The sequence below is a fragment of the Variovorax sp. LjRoot175 genome (assembly GCF_964253805.1).
Classification (GTDB): Bacteria; Pseudomonadota; Gammaproteobacteria; order Burkholderiales; family Burkholderiaceae_C; genus Variovorax.
The window spans coordinates 363,158-386,387 of sequence record NZ_CAXURY020000001.1 but is presented as its reverse complement, the minus strand read 5'-3'; the positions used below and the strand labels follow the sequence as shown (position 1 = coordinate 386,387).

Below are 23,230 nucleotides of genomic sequence, written 5' to 3'. Positions count from 1 at the left end.
CTCAGCGGGGCTGGTCCACCCATGTCACCAGTTCCGCCACCGCCGCATCGCTCGCCGCTGCCAGCCCCTTCACGCCGCCGGGCGCGTCGGCGCTCGGCGCGGGCCGCTGCACCATGAAGCTCTGCTGCGCGAGCACGCGGTCGCCGCCGGCATTGCTGCGGATCAGGGTCGCGCGCAGGCGCACCAGGCCAACGCTCCGGGTCGGCGATTCGAAGTAGTGGCTGAATTCCTCGAGCGACACCCTGAGCGTGTCGGGCACCTTGCCCTCGCTGCGCGCGATGGTGGCGCTCTCTTCCGGACCGAGCACGGTGCGGCGCGCGGCCAGCGCGTCGCGCAGGCGCTGGTGCAACAGCTGCGCCGGCGCCAGGCTCCAGCGCGATTGGCCATAGGGCCGCAGCTGGTTGGCATCGGCATAGCCCAGGCGGTAGAGCAGCTGCGTGCCCTCGAGCCGCGTGCCGGCCTCGATCTCGGCCAGCGCGATGAGCGGCAGCGCGTGCGGATTGACAGGTGCCGGCGCCGTGGATGCGGCGAGGTTGGGGCCGAAGTCGTACAGCGTGGCGCGAGCGGGCTTGTCGGGCAAGGCGCCGCAGCCCGCCGCCAACAGCACGGCGGCGATGCCTGCGACGGCCGAGAGGCGCGCCCGCGCTGCGCGAGCGGCCATGTTCTGGAGTACGTCGTTCATGGTCGTCACTTTCAAGGCCGCGCCGGCGCGGCGGCCGGCGCGGAAAATCCGGGCTCGCCCGGCCCGGCGACCACGCCGCCGCTGCCGAACAGCAGCGATTGCGGGTTGTCGTTGATGCCGTCGGCCGCGCGGCCAAGGCGGCGCACCGCGCGCGAGGTGTCCTCGGCGACGCGGTTCACGCGCGGCAGCGTGGCGCTGTTGAAGGAGTCGACCGCCTGCGCCAGGGACTTGGTGCCGTCGCCCAACCGGTCGATCGGGCCGTCCTTCGCATTCAGCCGGTTCACGGTGCCGTTGAAGTTGTTGGCCACGCGCGAGACGTCGCCGGCGGCCGTCTTGAGCGAAGCCATGGTATCCCTCGTGCGGTCCACCAGCGGCGGCAAGGTGGCCAGCGTCGGGTTGAGCCCGTTCTTCACCGTGTTGTCGAGCGAGCGCGTGAGCTGGTTGGCGCTGGCCGAAGCCTGCGCGATGTTTTCCAGCGCGTCGGCGATGCGTTTCTGGTTGTCGTCGCCCAGCAGCGTGTTGGCCTTCTTCGTCACCTCGTCGATCTGGTTGATGATGGCCTCACCGCGGTCCTGCAGCTGCGCCAGCACCGAGGGCTTGAGCGGGATGCGCGGTGGATCGTCGTTGTTCGGCGTGAGCGCCACCTGCGATTCGCCCTTGTCGTCGATCGCAATGAAGGCCAGGCCGGTCACGCCCTGGTAACTCAGCGTGGCATAGCTCGAGGTCGTGAGCGGCACGCGCTCGTCGACCGTGATGCGCACGCGCACATTGCCCTTCACCTTGGGATCGAAATCGATCGAGGCGACCTTGCCGACGGCGATGCCGCGGTAGCGCACCGTCGCCTGCGGCTGTAGCCCGCTCACCGGGTCGCGGGTCGAGAGTTCGTAGATGTTGCGCACCGTGTTGTCGCGCGTGAACCAGACCACCAGCGCGATGATCGCGGCGATCAGGCCGAGCACGAAGGCGCCGGCGGCGATGGCATGGGCCTTGTTTTCCATGGCAGCTACCTTTCAGTGAGTGGGGTCCCGGCCGGCGCCGGCAAGCCCCGAGACGGTCGAGGGCCGCACGCCTTCGTGGAGCGCCTCCATGGCGCGCTGGCCGCGGCCGCCGAGAAAGTATTCGTGGATGAAGGGATGCGGGTAGGCGATGACGTCGCGTGCCGTGCCGGCGACGATCACGCGCTGGTCGGCCAGCACCGCGATGCGGGTGCTGAGGTCGAACAGCGTGTCCAGGTCGTGCGTGACCATCACCACCGTGAGCCCCAGTTCGCGATGCAGCCCGCGCAACAGGTCGCAGAAGCCGTCGGCGCTTTCGGGGTCCAGGCCGGCCGTGGGCTCGTCGAGCAGGAGCAGCGGCGGATCCATGATCAGCGCGCGCGCCAGTGCCACCCGCTTGATCATGCCGCCCGACAAATCGGCCGGACTCTTGGTCGCCTGCTGCGGCTCGAGCCCGACCATCTGCAGCTTGACCAGTGCGGCATCGCGGATCAGGTCGTCGGGCAGGAGCTTGAGTTCGCGCAGCGGGAACGCGACGTTGTCGAGCACGCTGAAGGCCGAGAACAGCGCGCCGTGCTGGAACAGCATGCCGACGTTGGCGGCGCCGGTGGCGCTGAGCCGGCCCGGCGGATGACCGAGCACGGAGACCTCGCCCTTCGAAGGCCGCTCGAGTCCCAGGATCTGGCGCAGCAGCACGGTCTTGCCGGTGCCCGAGCCGCCCACCAGCGACAGCACCTCGCCTTTGCGGATCGTGAGGTCGAGGTCGCGGTGCACCACCTGGTCGCCCTCGGGCGACTCGAAGACGGTCCACAGCTTGCGGATTTCGACCATGTTGGTCTTCTGATCTTCGCTCATAAGGCAACCTCCGCGCTGCGCGCTGCGGTATTCGCCTTGGGAGCGGCCCGGCGGCTCATGCCCTGAACCCCACGCCCTTGAAGAGCACAGCGAAGAGCGCGTCGACCAGGATCACGACCGTGATCGAGGCCACCACCGAGGAGGTGGTGCCGCGCCCGAGGCTTTCGGTGTTGGGCTTCACCTTCATGCCGTAGTAGCAGCCGATCAGCGCGATCAGGACGCCGAACACGGCCGACTTGGACATCGCGAGCCAGATGTTGGTCATCGGCACCGCGCGCGGCAGCGCCGACAGGAAATAGGCCGGCGAGATGTCCAGCGTGAGATCGGCCGCGACCATGCCGCCTAACAGGGCCGCCGCCGAAGTCCACATGCTGATCAGCGGCATCGCGATCGCCAGCGCCAGCACGCGCGGCATCACGAGCCGGAAGCCATGCGGAATGCCCATCACGCGCATGGCATCGAGTTCCTCGGTCACGCGCATGACGCCGATCTGCGCGGTGATGGCCGAGCCCGAACGGCCCGCAATCAGCACCGCCGCGAGCACCGGGCCGAGTTCGCGGATCAGCGACAGGCCGAGGATGTTGACGATGAAGGCTTCGCCGCCGTACTGGCGCAATTGCTGCGAGGTCAGGTAGGCCAGCACCACGCCGATCAAGAGGCCCACCAGCGCGGTGATGGGCAGCGCGGTGGCGCCGAAATGGTAGAGATGGCCCGAGAAGTCGCGCCAGGGCGCACGGTGCGGCGCGCGCAGCAGCGTGCCGACGTCGAGCGTGAGCTGGCCGACGAGCGCCAGGAAATCGCGCGCCACCATCATGATGCGCGCGCCGTTGTGGGCGAAATCGTGGAAATGCTCGGCCAGCGTCTTGCCGGGCTCCGCCGGGGCGCTGCAGGTGTACTGCGCCACCTGGTCCAGCACGGCCTTGTGCTGCGAGTCCATTTCGAGCCGCGCCGGCCAGGCCTGGCGCCAGTGGTTCCAGAGCAGCTGGGCGCCGATGTGGTCGAGCTGCTCGACGGGGCGCAGGTCCCAGGCCCGGTCGTCCTGCGGCGGCACGGCATCGAGATTCTTCGCCAGGGCCTCCCAGGTGCGCCGCGACGACATCGAGAGCGCGGTCCAGCAGCCGCTGGCGACGGCCCATTTGCCGCCCTCCCCTTCGCGTTGCTCGACGCGCGGACGCAAGCGGTCTGCGTTTTGCGCGTCGGCGGTCGGCAACGATGCGATCGACATGGATGGAGCGGGCGGGCGGTCTGCGAGATGGAGGACGCAACATCGTAACCGTGTGCGTCTGCAGCAAACCGCCCGATCGGCGCCCGTTCGCGTAGGCCATCGGCGCAAGGCACGGGCGTTTGCCACAATCGACCGTTCGGTGCCGCATTGCAGCACCCCTTCACAAGAACGACCAGAGACAGACAAACAAGGCGCGAATGAGCGACACCACCTTCGACTACATCGTCATCGGCGCCGGCACCGCCGGCGCGCTGATGGCCAATCGCCTCTCAGCCGACAAGCAATGCCGCGTGCTCCTGATCGAGGCCGGCCGCAAGGACGACTACCACTGGATCCACATTCCGGTCGGCTACCTCTACTGCATCGGCAATCCGCGCACCGACTGGCTCTACAGCACCGAGCCCGACGCCGGCCTCAACGGCCGCACGCTGCGCTATCCGCGCGGCAAGACGCTGGGCGGATCGTCTTCCATCAACGGGATGATCTACATGCGCGGCCAGTCGCGCGACTACGAGCAGTGGGCCGCGCTCACCGGCGACGACACCTGGCGCTGGGACAACGTGCTGCCCGCCTTCAAGAAGCACGAGGACCACTACCTCGGCGCCGACGAGATGCACGGCGCCGGCGGCGAATGGCGGGTCGAGAAGCAGCGCCTGCGCTGGGACATTCTCGATGCCTTCGCCGAGGCCGCGGTGCAGGCCGGCGTGCCGCACAGCACCGACTTCAACCGCGGCAGCAACGAGGGCGTGGGCTATTTCCAGGTCAACCAGAAGAACGGCTGGCGCTGGAACACGGCCAAGGCCTTCCTGCGCCCGACCTGCTACGGCCGCCCCAACTTCGAGCTGTGGACCGGCGCCCAGGTCTCGCGCCTCGTCGTCGAAACCCGGCCCGACGGCAGCCGGCGCTGCACCGGCGCCCAGGTGTGGGACGGCCACGAGATGGTGCTGGCGCATGCGACACGCGAAGTGATCCTCTGCGCGGGCAGCATCGGCTCGCCGCAGATCCTGCAGCTCTCGGGCGTCGGGCCGGCCGAGCTGCTGCGCCAGCATGGCATCGACGTCGTGCTCGATGCGCCGGGCGTCGGCGCCAACCTGCAGGACCATCTGCAGATCCGCGCGGTCTACAAGATCAAGGACGCGCCCACGCTCAACGTGCTCGCCTCTTCCTATTACGGCAAGGCGAAGATCGGCCTCGAATACCTGTGGAAGCGCAGCGGCCCGATGAGCATGGCGCCCTCGCAGCTCGGCGCCTTCACGCGCAGCTCGCCCGAGCACGAATGGCCGAACCTCGAATACCACGTGCAGCCGCTCTCGCTCGATGCCTTCGGCGAGCCGCTGCACGCCTTTCCGGCCTTCACCGCCAGCGTGTGCAACCTGAACCCGACCAGCCGCGGCACGGTGCACATCAAGAGCCACCGCTTCCAGGACGCGCCCGCGATCGCGCCGCACTACCTGAGCACCGACGAAGACCGCAAGGTGGCGGCCGATTCGCTGCGCGTCACGCGCCGCATCGCGGCCCAGCCGGCACTCGCCAAGTACGCGCCAGAAGAATGGAAGCCGGGCCTTCAGTACCAGAGCGACGAGGAGCTCGCGCGCCTGGCCGGCGACATCGCGACCACCATCTTCCATCCGGTCGGCACCACGAAGATGGGCGCCGACGGCGACCCGATGGCGGTGCTCGATTCGAAGCTCCGCGTGCGCGGCATCGACGGCCTGCGCGTGGTCGATGCCGGCGCGATGCCGACCATCACGAGCGGTAACACCAACAGCCCGACCTTGATGATGGCGGAGAAGGTGGCCGGCTGGATTCGGGATCAGCCCTGAACACTGGAGATACGCGCAGCGCGGCCTGTTCGGGAAACACCGCGGAACCGGCTTTGCCGGGCCGCTGGTGTTGCCCCCGGTGAGGGGGTTGGCGAAGCGAACGAAGTGCGCGAAGCCTGGGGGAGCGCCTATTTCTCGATGGTCTTGTTCCAGCGCGCGTTCCAGGCGGGCCGGTTGGCGTTGATGCTGTCCCAGTCGATGGTCACGGCGTTCTTCATCCACTTGTTGATCTCGGCCACCTGCGCCGCGCCCTCGCCCACCGCCGGCGCCTTGGGGTTGGTCGGGATCTGGCTGCCAAACTGAAGCACGTTGGCCTGCGCCAGCGGGCTCAGCAGGAACTCGGCCAGCTTTTGCGCCAGCTCGGGTTCGCCGTTGTTGGCGATCACGCACTGCCCCACCATCAGTACCACCGAGCCCTCCTTGGGCTGCGCGTACTCCACCGGGATGCCCTTGGTCTTCAACGCGGCCACCGCGGTGGGCGTGAGCGGGAACAGCGCGGCCTCGCCGGTCTGCACCATCTCGGAAATCTTGGCCGAGCTGGGGATGTACTCGAGCACGTTGGGGCCGATGGTAGTGGGCCAGGCCTTGAAGCCGGGCTCGACGTTCTTGTCGTTGCCGCCCTGGATGCGGTTGAACATCAAAAAGCCGTGCAGGCCGAAGGACGAGGAGGACATCGACTGGAACACCACCTTGCCCTTGAACTTCGGGTCGGCCAGGTCCATCCACGAGGTGGGCGCGGCCCAGCCCTTCTCCGCGAACATCTTCTTGTTGTAGGCCAGCCCGGTCATGCCCAGGCTGACGCCGCTCGCCATGTCGTCCTTGAAACGGGCCGCCGGATAGATGTCGTTGAGCGCCGCGCTCGGGCGCTGCTTCTGGCACAAGCCCATGCCGATGGCGCGCACCATGATGCCGTCGTCGAGGAACATCACGTGCATCTGCGGCCGGTCCTTGTTGGCCTGCGCCTTGGCCAGAATGTCCGACGAGGTGCCGGGCACCACCACCACCTTCACGTTGTTCGCCTTCTCGAAGGCCGGGAACACGTACTGCGTGTACGCCTTCTCCATGGTGCCGCCGTTCATGCCGATGTACAGCGTCTTGGTCTGGGCGCTGGCCGCGCCGCCGCCGGCCAGCGCCGCGGCGGCAGCCACGGCGAGGAGTGCACGGCGGATCGATTGGGGTTGGCGAGAACGGGACATGGTGGGTTCCTTTGAGAGTGGGGTCAGGGAGACTTCAATGAGCCGTTGCGGGCACGGCGGCTTCGACGGAAAGAAAACGTTCGATGGCAAAGGCTTCGATGGGCGTGCTGCTGTGCCCGTCGCGCGCCAGTTCGGCCAGCACCTCGCCCACGGCCGGGCCGATCTGGAAGCCGGCGCCGGAAAAGCCGAAGCCGTGGATCAGACCCGGCGTCGTCGCGCTCAAGCCCAGCACCGGCTGGCGGTCGGGTAGATACCCTTCGGTGCCGCTCCAGGTGCGGATGAAGCTGGCGTGGCGCAGCACGGGCAGCAGCTCGATCGCCTGCACCGCCAGCGCGGCGATGGCATCGCGGCCGGCGCGCGCGCGGTCCGCATCCAGGGCCAAGCCGGCGCCGCCGCCCAGCACCAGGTTGCCGCGCTTCACCTGGCGGCAATAGACGCCGCCACCTTCCACGCCGAGGCTCCAGTCCATGAAGTAAGGCAGCGGCTCGGTCACCACCATCGTCGGATGGCCGGAACGCAGCGGCATCGTCTCGCCGAAGCGGCTGGCGACGGCACCCGCCCAGGCGCCGGCGCAGTTGAGCATCACGGGCGCGCGCACTTCCAGCGCGTTGCCCGAACGCAGCGTGAAGAGTTCGCCGTCGTGCACCGCTTCGTCGAGCGGGGTGCGCTCGAAGATCTGCGCGCCCGCGCGCTGCGCCGCACGTGCGAAGGCCGGTGACACCAGCCGGGGATTGGCCTGCCCGTCTTCCACGCACAGCGAGCCGCCGAGCGCCCTGTCGCCCAGCCACGGGCAGCGCTCGCGCATGCGCGCACCCGACAGCAGCTCGATGCCGAGGTCGAAATCGCGGCTCGCGTCGCGGTAATGCTCGAGCGCGGCCAGGTCGGCCTCGCTGCGGGCGATCTTGAAATGGCCGGAGCGCAGGTACTCGCCATCGGTGCCGATCAGTTCCGGCAGCCGGCCCCAGATGCGATGGGCCCGCTGCGCCAGCGGCAACTGGGAGAGCGGCCGGCCCTGGCGCCGCACGCCGCCATAGTTCACGCCGCTGGAACGCGAGCCGCAGAAGTCGCGCTCCAGCAGCGCCACCTGCAGCCCCATGCGCCGCAGCGCCAATGCGGCGGAAGCGCCGACGATGCCGCCGCCGACGATGGCCACGTCGGTCTTCAGCGTTTGCTTCATGCGGCCGCTCCTTCGGCCGGCGCGCTCGCCAGCTGGATCGGGATCGGCTTGATCGGCGCCTGTCCGCGCAGCCGGCCCACCTGCGCGAGCGGCCGGCCGCTCGCGTGCGCGAGGATTTCGGCCGCCGCCGCGCCGCACATGCGGCCCTGGCAGCGGCCCATGCCGACGCGGGACAAGGCCTTGAGGCGGTTCATCTCGTCGGCGCCGCAGGTCCGCACGGTATCGCGCAGCTCGCCGGCCGTGATGTTCTCGCAGCGGCACACCACCAGCGCGTCGGGCGCATGGGAGGCCCAGTCCTGCGGAAAGGGAAAGGCGCGTTCCAAACCGGCGCGGAAACTCTTGAGCTTGTCGAGCTTGCGCTCCAACACTTGCGCACGCGCGGCATCCACCTTCACACCGCGGTCGGCCAGGAGGGCCAGCGCAGCGCGCTCGCCGGCCCATTCGGCCGCATCGGCGCCCATGATGCCGGCGCCATCGCCGGCCAGGTAGACGCCGGCCACGCTGGAACGGCCGGCCGTATCGCGCTCGGGCAGATGCGCGCGCTGCATCGGCGCAAAGGCGAAGCGGCAGCCCAGCAGGTCGGCCAGCTGCGTTTCGGAGCGCAAGGCATAGCCGAAGCCGACGGCGTCGCATTCGAGCGTTTGTTCGCGCCTGCCGTCGTGCCAGGAGACGGCGCTCACGCGCGCATCGCCCAGCACCCGCAGCGGCCGGACGCCCCCATGCAGCGCCACGCCGCGGCCGCGCAACCAGGCGACGTAATAGAGGCCCTTGAGAAACACGGCCGGCTGCGAGAGCATCGCGGGCACGGCCGCGAACTGGTCGGCGAAGCGGGCGGTGTCGAGCACGGCCGCGACCTCGACGCCGGCCTTCGCGTATTGGTAGGCCACCAGGTAGAGCAGCGGGCCGGTGCCCATGAAGGCCACGCGCCGGCCGATCGCGCAGCCCTGGAACTTGAGCGCCACCTGCGCGCCGCCCAAGGTGTACACGCCGGGCAGCGTCCAGCCGGGCACGGGCAGCACGCGGTCGGTCGCGCCGGTCGCCACGATGAGCTGGCGGTAGGGCACGCTGCGCGTCGTGCGGCTCGGGCCGTGCAGCACGTCGAGCAGGCCGCCCTGGGCGTTCCACACCAGGCTGTCGGGCCGGTAGTCGATGCGGTCCTGCAGCCCGTCCAGCGCGGCGTGCACGGCGGTGGCGCGCGCTGCTTCGAAACCGTACAGGGTCTCGGGGGAACGCTGAAAGTTCGCCGGCGGCCGGCGGTAGATCTGGCCGCCGGCACGGCCGGCTTCGTCGATCAGCACCGGCCGCAGGCCGTGCGCGACCAGGGCCTGGGCCGCGCGCACGCCGGCCGGGCCGGCGCCGACGATCACGGGTTGCAGCAAGGCCTCTGCCGTCATGCAGGCTCCCCGCCGGTGAGCAATGCCATGCCGGCCTCGATGAAGGTAGAGCAGGCGCGCAGCCGACCGCCATCCGCCGTCAGGATCCAGCAGTCCTGGCAGGCGCCCATCATGCAGAAGCCGGCGCGCGGCGTGCCGCTGAACTCGTTGCGGCGCAGCTGGCCGCACTGGGTCAGCACCGCGGTGAGCACGGTGTCGCCGGCCAGGGCCCGGGCCGGCTGGCCGTCGAGCGTGAAGGCCACGGCAGCGCGGCCAGCCTCGGCCACGCGGTGCAGAAGTGCTTTGCTGGTGCTGCTCATCGGCGCCCCACCAGCACACGGTCCAGCCCGTAGACGCGGTCGAGCAACACCATGGCGCAGGCCGTCACCGCCACCATCAGCGCCGACACCGCGGCCATCAGCGGATCGATGGATTCGGTGGCGTACATGTACATGCGCACCGGCAGCGTCACGGTGCTGGGCGCGGTCACGAAGATCGACATCGTCACCTCGTCGAAGCTGTTGATGAAGGCCAGCATCCAGCCGCCGGTCACGCCCGGCAGGATCATCGGCAAGGTGATGCGCCGGAACATGGTGGCCTGGCTTGCGCCGAGCGACAACGCGGCCTGCTCGGCGCTGCGGTCAAAGCCTACCAGCGCGGCGATCACCAGGCGCAGCGTGTAGGGCGTGACGATCAGCGCATGCGCCAGCACCAGCCAGCCGAAGCTGCCGGTGCCGCCGACCAGCGCGAACAGCCGCAGCAGCGCCACGCCGAGCACCAGGTGCGGAATGATCAGCGGCGAGAGGAACAGGCCGTTCAGGAAGTCGCGCCCCGCGAAGTCGTAGCGCGTGATCGCCATGCCGGCCGGCACCGCCAGCAGCGTGGCCAGCGTCGCCGAGGCGAGCGCCAGCCACAGGCTGTTCCAGAACGACTGCATGAAGTCGGGATGCGCGAACACCGCCTCGAACCAGCGCAGCGAGAAGCGCGTGGTCGGGATGGTGAGCGTGTTCTCGGGCGTGAAGGCGACGATGCACACCACCAGCAGCGGCGCCAGCATGAAGGCGATGACGAGCGCGTTGAACGCGAGGGCGAGAGGGCCGTTCTTGCTCATGGCCCTACCCCAGCGCCTTCTTGTAGCGGCCTTCGACCAGCCGGTTGTAGCTCAGCATCACCACCAGGTTGGCCGCCAGCAGCGTCAGCGCGATCGCCGCGCCGAGCGGCCAGTTGAGCTCGTGCAGGTACTCGTCGTAGACCACCGTCGCCACCATCTTGAGGCGCCGCCCGCCGAGCAGGCCCGGAATGGCGAAGGAACTGGCCGAGAGGCCGAACACGATCAGGCTGCCCGACAACACGCCCGGCATCACCTGCGGCAGCACGACGCGGCGCAGCGTGGTGAAGTGCGAGGCCTTGAGCGAGAGCGCAGCGTTCTCGACGCCCGGGTCCAGCTTCTGCAGCGAGGTCCAGACCGGGATCACCATGAAGGGCAGCATCACGTGCACCAGCGCGATCACCACCGCGGTCTCGGTGTAGAGCATCTTCACCGGGCCGAGGCCGATCATTCGCAGCGTGCCGTTGACCAGCCCTTCCGGCCCGAGCAGCATGCTCCAGCCGAAGGCCCGTACCACCACCGATACCAAGAGCGGCGCCAGCACCACCAGCAGCAGCACCGAGCGCCACGGGTTGCGCATGCGGCTCAGCACATAGGCCTCGGGGGTGCCGACGAGCACGCAGATCAGTGCCACCAGGCCGGAGATCCAGAAGGTGCGCCAGAAGATGCCGTGGTAGTAGGCGTCGGTGAACACGTGGGTGTAGTGCTCCAGCGTGAACTCGCCGGCCCGGGGCCCGGTGGCCGGGTCGTAGACGTTGAAGGACAGCACCGCGGTCAGCACCAGCGGCACCAGCAGCAGCGCGGCGAACAGCAGCAGCGCCGGCCCGGACAGCCACCAGGGCGATGCCTTCTTCATGCGGCCACCCGTTCGGCAGCTGCGCCCTCTTCGGCGGGCAGCAGGCGCGTGCAGTGGTCGGGCCAGGCGATGCCGGCCGCGTGGCCTTCGTCCAGCGCGGGCCGGCCGTCGTTGGGCGACAGCACCATCAGTTCGCCGACCGGTGTCGTCATCGCGTAGAGCCACTGGCTGCCGAGGAAGAAGCGCTCGCGCACCGTGCCGTCGAAGCGGCCGCGGCCCGCGTCCACCAGTTGCAGCTTTTCCGGTCGCACGCTGAGCAGCACCTGTGCGCCGGCCTGGAAGCCGACGTCGTCCACGTCGACAGCGAGCGGCCCCAGGTCAACGCGGCTGCGGGTCCCGTTCGCCACCACGCGCCCGGCGAACAGGTTGGCCTTGCCCACGAAGGTGGAGATGAAGCGGGTGCGCGGATGTTCGTAGACCCGGTGCGGATGGTCGATCTGCGTCGCGCAGCCGCCTTCCATCACGACCACGCGGTCGCTGATCGACATGGCCTCGCTCTGGTCGTGCGTGACCATCACCGTGGTGGTGCCCACCTTGCGCTGGATCTGGCGCAGCTCGAACTGCATCTCCTCGCGCAGCTTGGCGTCGAGGTTGGACAGCGGCTCGTCCAAGAGCAGCACCGGCGGCTCGATCACCAGGGCGCGCGCCAATGCCACGCGCTGGCGCTGGCCGCCCGAAAGCTCGCGCGGGTAGCGGTTGGCATGTGCCTCCAGGTGCACCAGGGCCAGCGCCTGCGCCACGCGCTCGCGCCGCTCGGCCTTCGGCATCTTGCGCATTTCGAGGCCGAAGCTCACGTTGTCGGCCACTGTCATGTGCGGAAACAGCGCATAGGTCTGGAACACGATGCCCAGGCCGCGCGTGTTGGCCTTGACGTGCGTGATGTCGCGCCCGGCCAGCTCGATGCGGCCGCTGCTCACCGCCTCGAAGCCCGCCACCATCTGCAGGGTGGTGGTCTTGCCGCAGCCCGAAGGCCCCAGCAGCGAAACGAATTCGCCTTTCTCCACCGAGAGGCTCATGGCCGACACCGCGCAGGTGCCGCCGTAGAACTTGGTCAGTTCGGTGAGCTTGAGAAATGACATGAACAGGCCTTTCGTGGGGCGCACCCCGATGGGGCAGCAACTGAAGTCTTTCGTCGGAGTCGATTCACTCTATTGCAACGAACGCGCCAGACCACACAGGGTATTTCACTAATCAGAATCTTTTTCTTATTTATTCCGTTCAATGGAATTTATGGCGTAGACTGGCCGGACAGCATTCCACCCGGCACGCGGCATGAGCACCCCTTCCCCATCCACCAGCGGCGTGCCGCGCGTCTTCGCCGTGATCCGGGCCCTCGCCGCGGTGCAGGCCGAAGGCGGCCGCGTGACAGAGATTGCCCGCGCCGTGGGCTTGACCCAGGCCACCACGCACCGTTTGCTGCAGTCGCTGCTGGCCGAAGGCATGGTCGAACAGGACGCGCGCAGCAAGCTGTACCGCCTCGGCATCGACTTCTTTGCGCTGGCGGCGCACGCCGGCAACCCGGGAGACCTGCGCTCCCTGTGCCGCCCGGTGCTGCTGCGCCTGTGTGCCAGCCTGGGCGACAGCATTTTTCTGCTGGCGCGCAGCGGCTTCGATGCGGTGTGCCTCGACCGCAGCGAGGGGCCTTTTCCGATCCGCTCTTTCACCGGCGACGTCGGCGGGCGCATCGCGCTGGGCGTGGGCCAGGGCGCGCTCGCGATCCTGGCCTTCCTGCCAGAGGCCGAGCGCGAAGAGGTGATCCGCTTCAACCTGTCGCGCGTGCGCGAGTACGGCGTCTACGACGAGGTCTATCTGCGAACCGAGATCGAACGCGTGCGCCAGGCCGGCTATGCGGGCCGCAGCACCGGCCTGCTCGAAGGCATGGCCGGCGTGGCCGTGCCCATCTGCGACCGCGAGGGCCGCGCCGTGGCCGCGCTGAGCGTGGGCACCATCGCCGACCGGCTCAACGCCGACCGCATGCCCACGGTGGTGGAGCTGCTCAAGCGCGAAGCCGCGGCCATCGGCCCGAAGATCAATCCCTTCGACGCGACACTGCGCCGGCCTTTGCAAAGCCTGGCGAGCTCGCCCGCGGCGCAGCGGATCGGTCATGCACCGGAGGGATGACCTGACGCCCCCTGAACGCCATACCCTGGACCGCATGCCATTCCAGTTGCGCATCAAGTCTTTCCGTTTTTTTGCTATGCAACCGGCCCTGCGTGGCGGATATTGATGCCCCTCCTGTCTTCGAACCTGCAACCCATGCCGCAAGCCCCCGCCCCCTCCCCCGTCGCCACCGAAGTCGATCAGCTGCTGCAGCGCCTGGGTGTGCCGCGCAGCGCCTACACCGGCGGCGATCTGCCGGTGCGCTCCCCGATCACCGGCGAATCGATCGGCGCCGTGCCGCAGACCGCGCCGGCCGAAGCCACGCAGGCCATCGGTCGCGCGCATGAGGCCTATCTGGCCTGGCGCAGCGTGCCGGCGCCGCGCCGCGGCGAGCTGGTGCGCCTCCTGGGCGAGGAGCTGCGCGCGGCCAAGGCCGACCTGGGCCGGCTGGTCACGCTGGAGGCCGGCAAGATCCCGTCCGAAGGCGCGGGCGAGGTGCAGGAGATGATCGACATCTGCGACTTCGCGGTCGGCCTCTCGCGCCAGCTCTACGGCCTGACGCTGGCCACCGAGCGCGCCGAGCACCGCATGATGGAAAGCTGGCATCCGCTGGGCGTCTGCGGCGTGATCTCGGCCTTCAACTTTCCGGTGGCCGTGTGGTCCTGGAACGCCACGCTGGCCCTGGTCTGCGGCGATGCGGTGGTGTGGAAGCCGTCCGAGAAGACCCCGCTCACCGCGCTGGCCACGCATGCGATCGCCCAGCGCGCGCTGGCGCGCTTCGGCGACGCGCCCGAGGGCCTGCTGGAACTGCTGATCGGTCAGCGCGCCGTCGGCGAGGTGCTGGTGGACGACCACCGCGTGGCGGTGCTGTCGGCCACCGGATCCACCGCCATGGGGCGCCAGGTGGCGCCGCGGCTGGCGGCGCGTTTCGCGCGCGCGATCCTGGAGCTGGGCGGCAACAACGCCGCCATCGTCGCCCCCTCGGCCGACCTCGACCTGACGCTGCGCGCCATCGCCTTCGCCGCGATGGGCACGGCCGGACAGCGCTGCACCACGCTGCGCCGCCTTTTCGTGCACGCCAGCGTGTACGACGCGCTGGTGCCGCGGCTGGCCAAGGTCTACGCCGGCGTGCAGGTAGGCGACCCGCGCACGCCGGGCACGCTGGTGGGACCGCTGATCGACGGCGCCGCCTTCGAGGGCATGCAGAAGGCGCTGCATGAAAGCCGCGCCGCGGGCGCCACGGTGCACGGCGGCGGTCGCGTCGACGGGATCGCCGGCGACGGCGCCTTCTACGTGCGTCCGGCCCTGGTGGAACTGGCCGCGCACGCCGGCCCGGTGCTGCGCGAGACCTTCGCGCCCATCCTGTACGTGCTGCGTTACGAGGCGCTCGACCAAGCGATCCGCTGGCACAACGAAGTCGGCGCCGGCCTGTCGTCCTCCATCTTCACCCTGAACGTGCGCGAGGCCGAGCGCTTCATCTCGAGCGCGGGCTCGGACTGCGGCATCGCCAACGTCAACATCGGCCCGAGCGGCGCCGAGATCGGCGGCGCCTTCGGCGGCGAGAAGGAGACCGGCGGCGGGCGCGAGGCCGGCTCCGACAGCTGGAAGGCCTACATGCGCCGAGCGACCAACACCATCAACTACTCCACCACCCTGCCGCTGGCCCAGGGCGTGACCTTCGACATCGAAGGCTGAGCGCCTGGGCCCGGGCGTGATCGAATTCCGCGAATGTTTCCTTTTGTTTCAGGGTGACGGGTAATCCCCGATGCACTGGCACGGTGCGCACCCTAAAGTCTCGCCACTCGCAAACGGGCCTGCCCGCAGCGCGGGGGACCGAGGAGACATTTCGAAGAATCAAAACATGCTTGCTACACAAGGCATCCGTACGAGATGCCGTTTTTTTGAACAAGGCGCCGCTGGTCGGCGCCTTTTCTTTGGGCGCTCGTTACTGGACCAACTTGCCGCCGGTGCCGAACATCGCGAAATCCACGTAGCGCGATGCGCTCTGGCCTCTTGCACTGAAGTCGAGCGTATAGCCGCCGACGTCGATCGCCTTCGCTGAGGCCAGCGCGGCGCCCACACCGGCCGCGTTGAGGATGCTGGCGCTCTCCATCACCTTGACCAGCGCCTTGGCGGCGATGAAGCCTTCCATCGAGCGCGCCGAAATATCCGGATCCTTCGATGCCTGGCGCAGCTGCAGGTACTCGCGCACCACGGCTCGGTCGCCCTGCTGCGGCAGAACGACCGAGAAGGCGTAGCCGCGCGCACGCTGCGGCCCGAGCGCCTTGAGCAGCGCGTCGGTGTCGATGATCGACATGCCGTAGAGCATGCTGCCGGCGCCGCCGGCGGCCGCATACTGCTTGACGAACTCGATCCCTGCGGCCGTGGTCGCGCCTAGAAAGACGACCTGCACCTTGGCCTTGGCGATCTCGGCCACGGCCTTCTCCACGGCCACCGTGTTGCGCGGGTAGCCGGCGCGCACCACGAGCTGGATGCCGTGGGCCTTGGCAGCCGCCTCGGCGCCGGCCAGCACATCCTGACCCAAGCCGTCGTCCTGGTAGAGCAGACCCACGCGTTGCACGCCGACGGTGGCCAGCTGGCTGAACAGCCGCGCGACCTCGTCGTGGTAGCTGGCCTTGACCACATAAATGCCCGGCGCCTGCGCCACGCTGCTCGCGCCCGAGACGGCGCCGATCATCGCGACCCCCTTTTGCGCCAGCACGCCGTCCTTGGCGATGGCCTCGAGATTGGTCGTGCCCACCGTTCCCATCAAGGCCACCGGCGATTCGGCCGCGATGATCTCCCGGGTCAGGCGCACGCTTTCCTCCGCTTTTTGTGCGTCGTCGCGCGTCACGAGCTTGATCGGCCGGCCACGCACCCCGCCCTTGGCGTTGACGGCGTCGAAATACAGCTTGGCGCCGGCATGGATGGCTCGGCCGGTGACCGCCTGCGGACCGGTGAACGGCGCAACCTGGCCGACGACGATAGGCTCACCAGGGGCAGCAGCACTCCAGTGAGCGCTCGCCAACAAAAGTACGGCCGTGCAGGCATTGCGCCAACGCGCGAAACGGCGCCCGCCCTGATTCCCGATGCTCATGAGACCTTTCCGGCGTAGCCGCCGATACCGTTTAGTAACGATTGTTTACAAAGGCCTAGAGCGTACAGGAGGGGCGAATCACCCTCGAAAACCTAGGGTTAACCCTCAAATCGATCGGAGCCGTCAGGGGGCCGTTGCCGCGGCCGGACCAGAGACGATGGGCCAGGCCATCTCGCTCGCCACGCGCGGCTTGCCCATCGGTGGGCCGGCCTTGCCGGCCTGCACCGCGACCAGGTCCTGCTCGTTGGGATACTGGTCGGCCAGCCAGTAGTCGAACACGCGGCGCACGATCGGGGCCGCTGCCGCCGCACCAAAGCCGGCGTTCTCGACGATGATCGCGACCGCGATCCTGGGCGCGTCCGCCGGCGCGTAGGCAGCGAACAGCGAGTGGTCACGCTGGTGCTCCTCGAGCGCCTTGGCGTTGTACTTCACGTTCTGGCCCATGCTCACGGCCTGCGCCGTGCCGGTCTTGCCGGCCGAGCTGTAGGGCGCCCCGGCGAACACGCGCGTACCGGTGCCGCCCTTGTTCACCGCGACCAGCGCGTTGCGCACGATCTCCACGTTCTTCGGCGCGTAGCCCAGGTCCACGCCCGGCGGCTGCGGCATCGGGACGGTCTCGCCGCTCACCGTGTTCTTGATGCCGAGCACCAGGTGCGGCTGGTGCTTGATGCCGCCGTTGGCCAGCGTGGCTTCGGCCGCCGCGAGCTGCAGCATCGTGAAGTTGTTGTAGCCCTGGCCGATGCCGAGCGAGACGGTTTCGCCGGGGTACCACTTCTTCATCTCGGGACGCTTGTAGGCGTCGCGCTTCCAGGTCGTGCTGGGCAAGAGGCCGCGCACTTCGCCCTGGACGTCGATGCCGGTGATCTGGCCGAAGCCCAGCGGCTTCATGAAGTCGTGGATGGCGTCCACGCCCATGTCGACCGCGAGCGAATAGAAGTAGGTGTTGCTCGAGAACTGGATGGCGCGGTGCATGTCCATCCCGCCCAGGCCGCCCTCGTGGCTCTTGAACGTGTGGCCGCCGAAGGTGTAGAAGCCCGGGTCGTTGATCACCACGCTCGGCGCGCGCTTGCCGAGCTGCAGCGCGGCCATCGCCATGAAGGGCTTGTAGGTCGAGCCCGGCGGGTAGGTGCCGCGCAGCGCGCGGTTCAGAAGCGGCTTGTCCAGCGACTCGTTGAGCGCCTGCCAGCTTTCGTTGTCGATGCCCTCGACGAACAGGTTCGGATCGAAGGTGGGCTTGCTCACGAAGGCCAGCACCTCGCCGCTGTTGGGATCGATCGCCACCAGCGCGCCGCGGCGCTCGCCGAACATGTCTTCCACCAGCTTCTGCAGCTTGATGTCCAGCGAGAGCTTCACCGTGTTGCCGGGCGTCGCCGGGTGGCTCGAGAGCCGGCGCACCGCGCGGCCGCCGGCCGAGGTTTCCATCTGCTCGACGCCGGTGTGGCCGTGCAGCGTCTTCTCGTAGCTCTGCTCGATGCCCAGCTTGCCGATGTAGTCGGTGCCCTTGTAGTTGGCCTGGTCTTCCTCGCTCCAGTCCTCCATCGCGGTCTTCTCGCGCTGGTTGATGCGGCCGATGTAGCCCAGCACATGGGAGGCGAGTTCGCCGTTGGGGTAGTTGCGGAACAGCCGGGCCTTGATCTCGACACCCGGGAAGCGGTAGCGCTGCGCCGCGAAGCGCGCGACCTCCTCGTCGCTCAGGCGGGTGCGGATCGGGATCGAATCGAAGCTGCGCGAGTCCTCGCGCAGGCGCTTGAAGCGGCGGCGGTCGCGCTGCGAGACTTCCACCACCTCGCCGAGGCTGTCCATGGTGTCTTCCAGGCTGCCGACCTTCGAGGGCGTGATCTCGAGGGTGTAGGCCGAGTAGTTGGAGGCCAGCACGATGCCGTTGCGGTCGAGGATCAGGCCGCGGTTCGGCACCACCGGCACGACGGCCGTGCGGTTGCTCTCGGCCTGCTCCGCGAGATCGTCGTGGCGCACCACCTGCAGGAAGAACAGGCGCGTGCACAGGAGGCTGAAGGCGGTGAGCACCACGAGGCCGATCACGATCACCCGGCGCTTGAAGCGCGCGAGGTCGGCGGCGACGTTGCGGAGTTCGGTCATGGCGCGCGCGAGCCTACGCTCGCCGGAGCTGCAGGACAAGCCGGATCAGCATGTCTTCACAGGGGGCGGTTGGCATCGGGCTCGGGGGTGCGGCGCTGCGGCGCAAGGAGCGCCAGGCTCACTAGCGGCCACAGGGCGGTCTCGATGGCCGGCGAGATCAGGATCGTCCAGCCCGGGAAGATGCCGCCGCCGATCATCCGGATCGCGACTTCGATCAGGTGCGAGAGCGCGAACAGCGGCAGCACCTGCAAGGCCTGCGAGACCACCGGGTACCAGAGCAGGCGCCGGTGGATCATGATCGCGAAGAAACCGAGCGTGGTGTAGGACAGCGCATGCTGGCCCAGCATGGCCGTCTGATGCACGTCCATCAGGAGACCGAACATGAAGGCCGCGCCGATGCCGATGCGCGCGGGCTGGTGCACGCTCCAGAACACGATCACCAGCGCCAGCAGGTCGGGCGTCCAGGCGGCGCGACCGATCGGAATCATGTTGACGAGCAGGGCCGCAATGAGGCTCGCCCACATGAAGAGGGGACTGACGGGCAGCAGGAGCTGCTGCTGGCCGGGACGCATGATCATCGGGTTCGGCCCTCCTTCTTGTCAGGCTTGGCGGCGGACTTGTCGCCCTTCTTCTTGCCCGCCGCGGCATCCGCCGGTGCGGCCGGCACCGGCTTCGGCGCCTGCACGCCCGTGGGCGCCAGCACCAGCACGTAGCGCGCGGCCGTCACATGGGCCAGCGGCACGCAGTGGATGCGCGCGAAAGCGGTGTCGGCGCGGCGCTCGATGCGGTCGATCTTGGCGACCGGCAGGCCCGGCGGGTAGACGCCGTCGACGCCGCTGGTGGTGAGCAGGTCGCCTTCCTGCAGGTCGGCATTGGCCGCCATGAAGCGCAGCTCGAGCCCGCCGCCGTGGGCGCTGGCATCGCCGAAGGCCACGCTGCGCGCGCCGGTGCGCACGTTCTGCACGGGAATCGACAGGTCGCGGTCGATCACCAGCGTGATCTCGCTGCTGAAAGGCTGGACCTGCGTGACCTGCCCGACCACGCCGTGCTCGTCGATCACCGGCGAGCCGGCCGCGACGCCGTTGGTGAGCCCCTGGTCGATGACCAGCTTGCGGGTGTAGGGATCGGCGGCGTCGTAGAGCACCTCGGCCGCGCGGCCCGGCGTCTGCGTGGCCTGGCGCAGTTCGAGCAGAGCGCGCAGCCGCGCGTTCTCCTGCGCCAGGGTGTCGGCCTGGCTCGCGCGTTCGGACTGCAGCGCGAGCGCCTTGCGGGCCTCCGCCTCCTTGCTTTGCGCAGTCTGCAGGTCTTCCAGGTAGCGGCCGCCGCCCATCGCGAGCTGCACCGGCTTGAGCGCCAGCCACTGGATGGGATAGAGCACCGCGCCGATGCCCGCGCGCAGCGGCTGCACGATGTTGAAGCGCGCGTCGGCCACCATCAGGAACAGCGCGAGCGCGCTGAAGAAGATCAGCTTGCTGAGCGCCGAAGGCCCCTGGTTGAACAGGGGTGGCGCGGTGCGATCCAGCGTGCCCAGGGGCATGGTGTGAGCTGCGCGTTAGATGGAAAAAAGCCGGCCGATGCTGACACGGGCCGGCCAAATGTGCAAAGTGTGCATCACTCGCTGGTGAAGATGCTTCCCAACCTGTCCATGCGCTCCAGGGCGATGCCGCAGCCGCGCACCACGCAGGTCAGAGGGTCTTCGGCCACCAGCACCGGCAGGCCGGTTTCCTCGGCCAGCAGGCGGTCGAGGTCGCGCAGCAGCGCGCCGCCGCCGGTCAGCATCATGCCGCGCTCGGCGATGTCGGCGCCCAGCTCGGGCGGGGTCTGCTCCAGCGCGTTCTTGACCGCCGAAACGATGTTGTTGAGCGGATCGGTCAGCGCCTCCAGCACTTCGTTGCTGCTGATGGTGAAGCTGCGCGGCACGCCTTCGCTGAGGTTGCGGCCCTTGACTTCCATTTCCTTGACTTCGGAACCGGGGAAGGCCGAGCCGATGCTCTTCTTGATGACTTCGGCCGTCGGCTCGCCGATCAGCATGCCGTAGTTGCGGCGGATGTAGTTGATGATGGCCTCGTCGAAGCGGTCGCCGCCGACGCGCACGCTGCCCTTGTAGACCATGCCGCCGAGCGAGATCACGCCGACCTCGGTGGTGCCGCCGCCGATGTCGACCACCATCGAGCCGCTGGCTTCGGACACCGGCAGACCGGCGCCGATCGCGGCGGCCATGGGTTCCTCGATCAGGTAGACCGAGGTGGCGCCGGCGGCTTCGGCGGCGTCCTTGATGGCGCGGCGCTCGACCTGGGTCGAGCCGCAGGGCACGCAGATGATGATGCGCGGGCTGGGCGTGAGCAGCGAGCGCGGGTGCACCATCTTGATGAACTGCTTGATCATCTGCTCGGTGATCACGAAGTCGGCGATCACGCCGTCCTTCATCGGGCGGATGGCCTCGATGTTGCCGGGCACCTTGCCGAGCATGGCCTTGGCTTCGCGGCCCACGGCCTGGATCACCTTCTTGCCGTGCGGGCCGCCTTCGTGGCGGATGGCCACGACCGAGGGCTCATCGAGCACGATGCCCTTGTTGCGCGCAAAGATCAGGGTGTTCGCGGTGCCGAGGTCGATCGCGAGGTCGGTAGAAAAGTACCGACGAAAAGCTCCAAACATTGTGGAATCCTCTGGAGCACGGCATGCGCGTCGGCATGTCGTCGCCCTCTTGCTGGGTCGTTTTTTGACGGGGTGGTTGGATCGTTTTTGCAGCAAATGCCGTCGCGTTCGCGGGGGTTGCGGCAAAGGCGGGATAATACCCGAATCCCCTCTGTATCCCAGCGCTGGCGCACCCTTCCGACGTGTGGCGGCCTTCTTTTTTCGATGTCACTCACTTCCTCCGATATTGCGCGCATCGCATCGCTCGCCAGGCTGGAGCTTGCCCCCGACGAGAGCGAGCGCATGCTGGGCCAGATCAACGGCTTCTTCGAACTGGTGGAGCGGATGCGCGCGGTCGACACCGCCGGCCTGGAGCCGCTGGCCCACCCCGTGGCCGCCTTCGAGGATGTGACGCTCCGGCTGGCCGAGGACGTGGCGAGCGAACCGAACCGGCGCGAGGCCAACCAGCGCAGCGCGCCGGCGGTCGAGAACGGCCTGTTCCTGGTGCCGAAGGTGATCGAATGAGCGCCGCCGACCTGCACCAGATGGGGGTGGCCGAATTGGCCGCGGCCCTGCGCGAGCGCAAGGTGTCGGCGGTCGAGGCCGCCGAACACCACTTGGCGCGCATCAAGCAGCACCAGGATCTTGGCAGCTTCGTCGCCCTCGACGAGGACGTGACGCTGGCCCAGGCCCGCGCCGCCGACGCCCTGCTCGCCGCCGGCAAGCCCCCGGCCCTGGCCGGCGTGCCGATCGCGCACAAGGACATCTTCGTCACCGCCGATTTCCCGACCACCGCGGGCTCGCGCATCCTGGCCGGCTACCGCTCGCCCTTCGATGCCACCGTGGTGCGCAAGCTGGCCGAAGCCGGCGCCGTCACGCTCGGCAAGCTGAGCTGCGACGAATTCGCGATGGGTTCGGCCAACGAGAACGTCGCGGTGCCGGCCGTCGGCTTCGACCGCGCGGTGCCTGTGCGCAACCCGTGGGACACGACGCGCATTCCCGGCGGCTCCTCGGGCGGCAGCGCTGCCGCGGTGGCCGCGCGCCTGGCGCCGGCCGCGACCGGCACCGACACCGGCGGCTCAATCCGCCAGCCGGCCTCCTTCTGCGGCGTGACCGGCATCAAGCCGACCTACGGCCGCGCCTCGCGCTACGGCATGGTCGCCTTCGCCTCCAGCCTCGACCAGGCCGGGCCGCTGGCGCGCTCGGCCGAAGACTGCGCGCTGCTGCTGTCGGCCCTGTGCGGACCCGACCCCGAGCGCGATTCGACCTCACTGGACAAGCCAGCCGAGGATTTTTCGCGCACCCTCACCGATTCGCTCGACGGCCTGCGCATCGGCGTGCCGAAGGAGTTCCTGGGCGAAGGCGTCGCCCCCGGCGTGCGCGCGGCCATCGACGCCGCGCTGGCGGAATACGAAAAGCTCGGCGCCCGCCGCGTCGAGGTCACGCTGCCGCGCACCGAGCTGTCGATCCCGGTCTACTACATCATTGCGGCGGCCGAAGCGTCGAGCAACCTGAGCCGCTTCGACGGCGTCAAGTTCGGCCATCGCGCCAAGAACTACCGCGATCTGGCCGACATGTACGCCAAGACGCGCGAGGAAGGCTTCGGCGACGAGGTCAAGCGCCGCATCATGATCGGCACCTACGTGCTCTCGCACGGCTACTACGACGCCTACTACCTGCAGGCGCAGAAGGTGCGCCGCATGATCGCCGACGATTTCCAGCAGGCTTTCGCGCAGTGCGATGTGATCGCCGGCCCGGCCGCGCCCACGGTCGCCTGGAAGCTGGGCGAACACGGCGGCGACCCGGTGGCCGACTACCTGGCCGACATCTTCACGCTGCCGGGCTCGCTCGCCGGCCTGCCCGGCATGAGCCTGCCGGTGGGCTTCGACGGCGGCATGCCGGTCGGCCTGCAATTGATCGGCAACTATTTCGGCGAGGCGAAGCTGCTGAACGCGGCGCACCGTTTCCAGCAGGCGACCGACTGGCACCGCCGCACGCCGGAGGGCTTTTGA

General features: G+C 68.9%; 21 protein-coding genes. 5 read left to right on the top strand and 16 right to left on the bottom strand.

Features of this window, described 5'->3' with window-relative positions:
* Position 1: 1 nt before the first annotated feature.
* The 4 genes from ACSQ89_RS01990 to ACSQ89_RS01975 are packed head-to-tail and all read right to left on the bottom strand — an operon-like array spanning position 2 to position 3,757.
* Positions 2-682: an ABC-type transport auxiliary lipoprotein family protein gene (locus tag ACSQ89_RS01990; protein ID WP_244503790.1), complete on the bottom strand. Its 681-nt coding sequence runs from the start codon at positions 680-682 to the stop codon at positions 2-4.
* Positions 683-693: 11 nt separating this feature from the next.
* Positions 694-1,680, bottom strand: coding sequence for an MlaD family protein (locus tag ACSQ89_RS01985; protein WP_436292399.1), 987 nt, complete (start codon positions 1,678-1,680; stop codon positions 694-696).
* Positions 1,681-1,692: 12 nt separating this feature from the next.
* Positions 1,693-2,532, bottom strand: coding sequence for an ABC transporter ATP-binding protein (locus tag ACSQ89_RS01980; protein WP_436292398.1), 840 nt, complete (start codon positions 2,530-2,532; stop codon positions 1,693-1,695).
* Between the two features lie 55 nt (positions 2,533-2,587).
* A complete protein-coding gene (locus ACSQ89_RS01975; RefSeq protein ID WP_436292397.1) occupies positions 2,588-3,757 on the bottom strand; it encodes an MlaE family ABC transporter permease in 1,170 nt (389 codons plus the stop codon).
* 197 nt (positions 3,758-3,954) lie between these two features.
* Between ACSQ89_RS01975 and ACSQ89_RS01970 the strand changes: the two genes are divergently transcribed.
* Complete coding sequence (locus tag ACSQ89_RS01970; RefSeq protein WP_436296067.1) at positions 3,955-5,580, top strand: GMC family oxidoreductase; 1,626 nt, start codon at positions 3,955-3,957, stop codon at positions 5,578-5,580.
* 128 nt (positions 5,581-5,708) lie between these two features.
* Here ACSQ89_RS01970 and ACSQ89_RS01965 read toward each other — a convergent pair whose 3' ends face one another.
* The 7 genes from ACSQ89_RS01965 to ACSQ89_RS01935 are packed head-to-tail and all read right to left on the bottom strand — an operon-like array spanning position 5,709 to position 12,369.
* Positions 5,709-6,776: an ABC transporter substrate-binding protein gene (locus tag ACSQ89_RS01965; protein ID WP_436296066.1), complete on the bottom strand. Its 1,068-nt coding sequence runs from the start codon at positions 6,774-6,776 to the stop codon at positions 5,709-5,711.
* A 34-nt stretch (positions 6,777-6,810) separates the two neighbouring features.
* Positions 6,811-7,953 (bottom strand): NAD(P)/FAD-dependent oxidoreductase, encoded by a 1,143-nt coding sequence (locus ACSQ89_RS01960; protein ID WP_436292395.1) that lies wholly within the window; start codon positions 7,951-7,953, stop codon positions 6,811-6,813.
* Positions 7,950-9,347, bottom strand: coding sequence for an FAD-dependent oxidoreductase (locus ACSQ89_RS01955; RefSeq protein WP_436292394.1), 1,398 nt, complete (start codon positions 9,345-9,347; stop codon positions 7,950-7,952). Before ACSQ89_RS01955 ends, ACSQ89_RS01960 begins: the two co-directional genes overlap by 4 nt.
* A complete protein-coding gene (locus ACSQ89_RS01950; protein ID WP_093104224.1) occupies positions 9,344-9,646 on the bottom strand; it encodes a (2Fe-2S)-binding protein in 303 nt (100 codons plus the stop codon). The genes ACSQ89_RS01955 and ACSQ89_RS01950 overlap by 4 nt, the downstream gene beginning before the upstream one ends.
* Entirely contained in the window at positions 9,643-10,437 is a 795-nt protein-coding gene (locus tag ACSQ89_RS01945; protein WP_093104226.1) for an ABC transporter permease, read from the bottom strand. The genes ACSQ89_RS01950 and ACSQ89_RS01945 overlap by 4 nt, the downstream gene beginning before the upstream one ends.
* A gap of 4 nt (positions 10,438-10,441) precedes the next feature.
* Positions 10,442-11,290 (bottom strand): ABC transporter permease, encoded by an 849-nt coding sequence (locus tag ACSQ89_RS01940; protein ID WP_093104227.1) that lies wholly within the window; start codon positions 11,288-11,290, stop codon positions 10,442-10,444.
* The gene (locus ACSQ89_RS01935; protein WP_436292393.1) at positions 11,287-12,369 is read right to left on the bottom strand and encodes an ABC transporter ATP-binding protein; all 1,083 of its coding nucleotides are present in this window, start codon (positions 12,367-12,369) and stop codon (positions 11,287-11,289) included. The genes ACSQ89_RS01940 and ACSQ89_RS01935 overlap by 4 nt, the downstream gene beginning before the upstream one ends.
* A 193-nt stretch (positions 12,370-12,562) precedes the next feature.
* Between ACSQ89_RS01935 and ACSQ89_RS01930 the strand changes: the two genes are divergently transcribed.
* Both ACSQ89_RS01930 and amaB read left to right on the top strand, forming a co-directional pair.
* On the top strand, positions 12,563-13,411 hold the full coding sequence (locus ACSQ89_RS01930; protein WP_093104229.1) for an IclR family transcriptional regulator: 849 nt from the start codon (positions 12,563-12,565) through the stop codon (positions 13,409-13,411).
* Between the two features lie 135 nt (positions 13,412-13,546).
* Positions 13,547-15,085 carry an L-piperidine-6-carboxylate dehydrogenase gene (gene amaB / locus ACSQ89_RS01925; RefSeq protein WP_436292392.1) on the top strand — a complete coding sequence of 513 codons (1,539 nt, stop codon included), beginning with the start codon at positions 13,547-13,549 and terminating at the stop codon, positions 15,083-15,085.
* Positions 15,086-15,335: 250 nt separating this feature from the next.
* Here amaB and ACSQ89_RS01920 read toward each other — a convergent pair whose 3' ends face one another.
* The 5 genes from ACSQ89_RS01920 to ACSQ89_RS01900 form a co-directional block, all read right to left on the bottom strand.
* Positions 15,336-16,487, bottom strand: coding sequence for an ABC transporter substrate-binding protein (locus ACSQ89_RS01920; protein ID WP_436296065.1), 1,152 nt, complete (start codon positions 16,485-16,487; stop codon positions 15,336-15,338).
* 123 nt (positions 16,488-16,610) lie between these two features.
* Positions 16,611-18,584, bottom strand: coding sequence for a penicillin-binding protein 2 (mrdA, locus tag ACSQ89_RS01915; RefSeq protein WP_436292390.1), 1,974 nt, complete (start codon positions 18,582-18,584; stop codon positions 16,611-16,613).
* 56 nt (positions 18,585-18,640) lie between these two features.
* The gene (mreD, locus tag ACSQ89_RS01910) at positions 18,641-19,162 is read right to left on the bottom strand and encodes a rod shape-determining protein MreD (protein ID WP_093104235.1); all 522 of its coding nucleotides are present in this window, start codon (positions 19,160-19,162) and stop codon (positions 18,641-18,643) included.
* Complete coding sequence (mreC, locus tag ACSQ89_RS01905; RefSeq protein WP_436292389.1) at positions 19,159-20,121, bottom strand: rod shape-determining protein MreC; 963 nt, start codon at positions 20,119-20,121, stop codon at positions 19,159-19,161. Before mreC ends, mreD begins: the two co-directional genes overlap by 4 nt.
* A gap of 74 nt (positions 20,122-20,195) precedes the next feature.
* Positions 20,196-21,239, bottom strand: a complete 1,044-nt coding sequence (locus tag ACSQ89_RS01900) for a rod shape-determining protein (RefSeq protein WP_028249609.1) — start codon at positions 21,237-21,239, stop codon at positions 20,196-20,198.
* A 204-nt stretch (positions 21,240-21,443) separates the two neighbouring features.
* Between ACSQ89_RS01900 and gatC the strand changes: the two genes are divergently transcribed.
* The gene (gene gatC / locus ACSQ89_RS01895) at positions 21,444-21,743 is read left to right on the top strand and encodes an Asp-tRNA(Asn)/Glu-tRNA(Gln) amidotransferase subunit GatC (protein WP_093104238.1); all 300 of its coding nucleotides are present in this window, start codon (positions 21,444-21,446) and stop codon (positions 21,741-21,743) included.
* Complete coding sequence (gene gatA, locus ACSQ89_RS01890) at positions 21,740-23,230, top strand: Asp-tRNA(Asn)/Glu-tRNA(Gln) amidotransferase subunit GatA (RefSeq protein WP_436292388.1); 1,491 nt, start codon at positions 21,740-21,742, stop codon at positions 23,228-23,230. The genes gatC and gatA overlap by 4 nt, the downstream gene beginning before the upstream one ends.

What these genes read in the sequence shown, in the direction of transcription:
- amaB (WP_436292392.1), top strand. Translation starts at nt 13,547, where the DNA reads ATGCCGCAAGCCCCCGCCCCCTCCCCCGTCGCCACCGAAGTCGATCAG.
- mreC (WP_436292389.1), bottom strand. Translation starts at nt 20,121, where the DNA reads ATGCCCCTGGGCACGCTGGATCGCACCGCGCCACCCCTGTTCAACCAG.
- ACSQ89_RS01990 (WP_244503790.1), bottom strand. Translation starts at nt 682, where the DNA reads ATGAACGACGTACTCCAGAACATGGCCGCTCGCGCAGCGCGGGCGCGC.
- ACSQ89_RS01920 (WP_436296065.1), bottom strand. Translation starts at nt 16,487, where the DNA reads ATGAGCATCGGGAATCAGGGCGGGCGCCGTTTCGCGCGTTGGCGCAAT.
- ACSQ89_RS01975 (WP_436292397.1), bottom strand. Translation starts at nt 3,757, where the DNA reads ATGTCGATCGCATCGTTGCCGACCGCCGACGCGCAAAACGCAGACCGC.
- ACSQ89_RS01980 (WP_436292398.1), bottom strand. Translation starts at nt 2,532, where the DNA reads ATGAGCGAAGATCAGAAGACCAACATGGTCGAAATCCGCAAGCTGTGG.
- ACSQ89_RS01985 (WP_436292399.1), bottom strand. Translation starts at nt 1,680, where the DNA reads ATGGAAAACAAGGCCCATGCCATCGCCGCCGGCGCCTTCGTGCTCGGC.
- mreD (WP_093104235.1), bottom strand. Translation starts at nt 19,162, where the DNA reads ATGATCATGCGTCCCGGCCAGCAGCAGCTCCTGCTGCCCGTCAGTCCC.
- gatA (WP_436292388.1), top strand. Translation starts at nt 21,740, where the DNA reads ATGAGCGCCGCCGACCTGCACCAGATGGGGGTGGCCGAATTGGCCGCG.
- ACSQ89_RS01965 (WP_436296066.1), bottom strand. Translation starts at nt 6,776, where the DNA reads ATGTCCCGTTCTCGCCAACCCCAATCGATCCGCCGTGCACTCCTCGCC.
- ACSQ89_RS01900 (WP_028249609.1), bottom strand. Translation starts at nt 21,239, where the DNA reads ATGTTTGGAGCTTTTCGTCGGTACTTTTCTACCGACCTCGCGATCGAC.
- ACSQ89_RS01955 (WP_436292394.1), bottom strand. Translation starts at nt 9,347, where the DNA reads ATGACGGCAGAGGCCTTGCTGCAACCCGTGATCGTCGGCGCCGGCCCG.
- ACSQ89_RS01960 (WP_436292395.1), bottom strand. Translation starts at nt 7,953, where the DNA reads ATGAAGCAAACGCTGAAGACCGACGTGGCCATCGTCGGCGGCGGCATC.
- ACSQ89_RS01935 (WP_436292393.1), bottom strand. Translation starts at nt 12,369, where the DNA reads ATGTCATTTCTCAAGCTCACCGAACTGACCAAGTTCTACGGCGGCACC.
- gatC (WP_093104238.1), top strand. Translation starts at nt 21,444, where the DNA reads ATGTCACTCACTTCCTCCGATATTGCGCGCATCGCATCGCTCGCCAGG.
- ACSQ89_RS01950 (WP_093104224.1), bottom strand. Translation starts at nt 9,646, where the DNA reads ATGAGCAGCACCAGCAAAGCACTTCTGCACCGCGTGGCCGAGGCTGGC.
- ACSQ89_RS01930 (WP_093104229.1), top strand. Translation starts at nt 12,563, where the DNA reads ATGAGCACCCCTTCCCCATCCACCAGCGGCGTGCCGCGCGTCTTCGCC.
- ACSQ89_RS01970 (WP_436296067.1), top strand. Translation starts at nt 3,955, where the DNA reads ATGAGCGACACCACCTTCGACTACATCGTCATCGGCGCCGGCACCGCC.
- mrdA (WP_436292390.1), bottom strand. Translation starts at nt 18,584, where the DNA reads ATGACCGAACTCCGCAACGTCGCCGCCGACCTCGCGCGCTTCAAGCGC.
- ACSQ89_RS01940 (WP_093104227.1), bottom strand. Translation starts at nt 11,290, where the DNA reads ATGAAGAAGGCATCGCCCTGGTGGCTGTCCGGGCCGGCGCTGCTGCTG.
- ACSQ89_RS01945 (WP_093104226.1), bottom strand. Translation starts at nt 10,437, where the DNA reads ATGAGCAAGAACGGCCCTCTCGCCCTCGCGTTCAACGCGCTCGTCATC.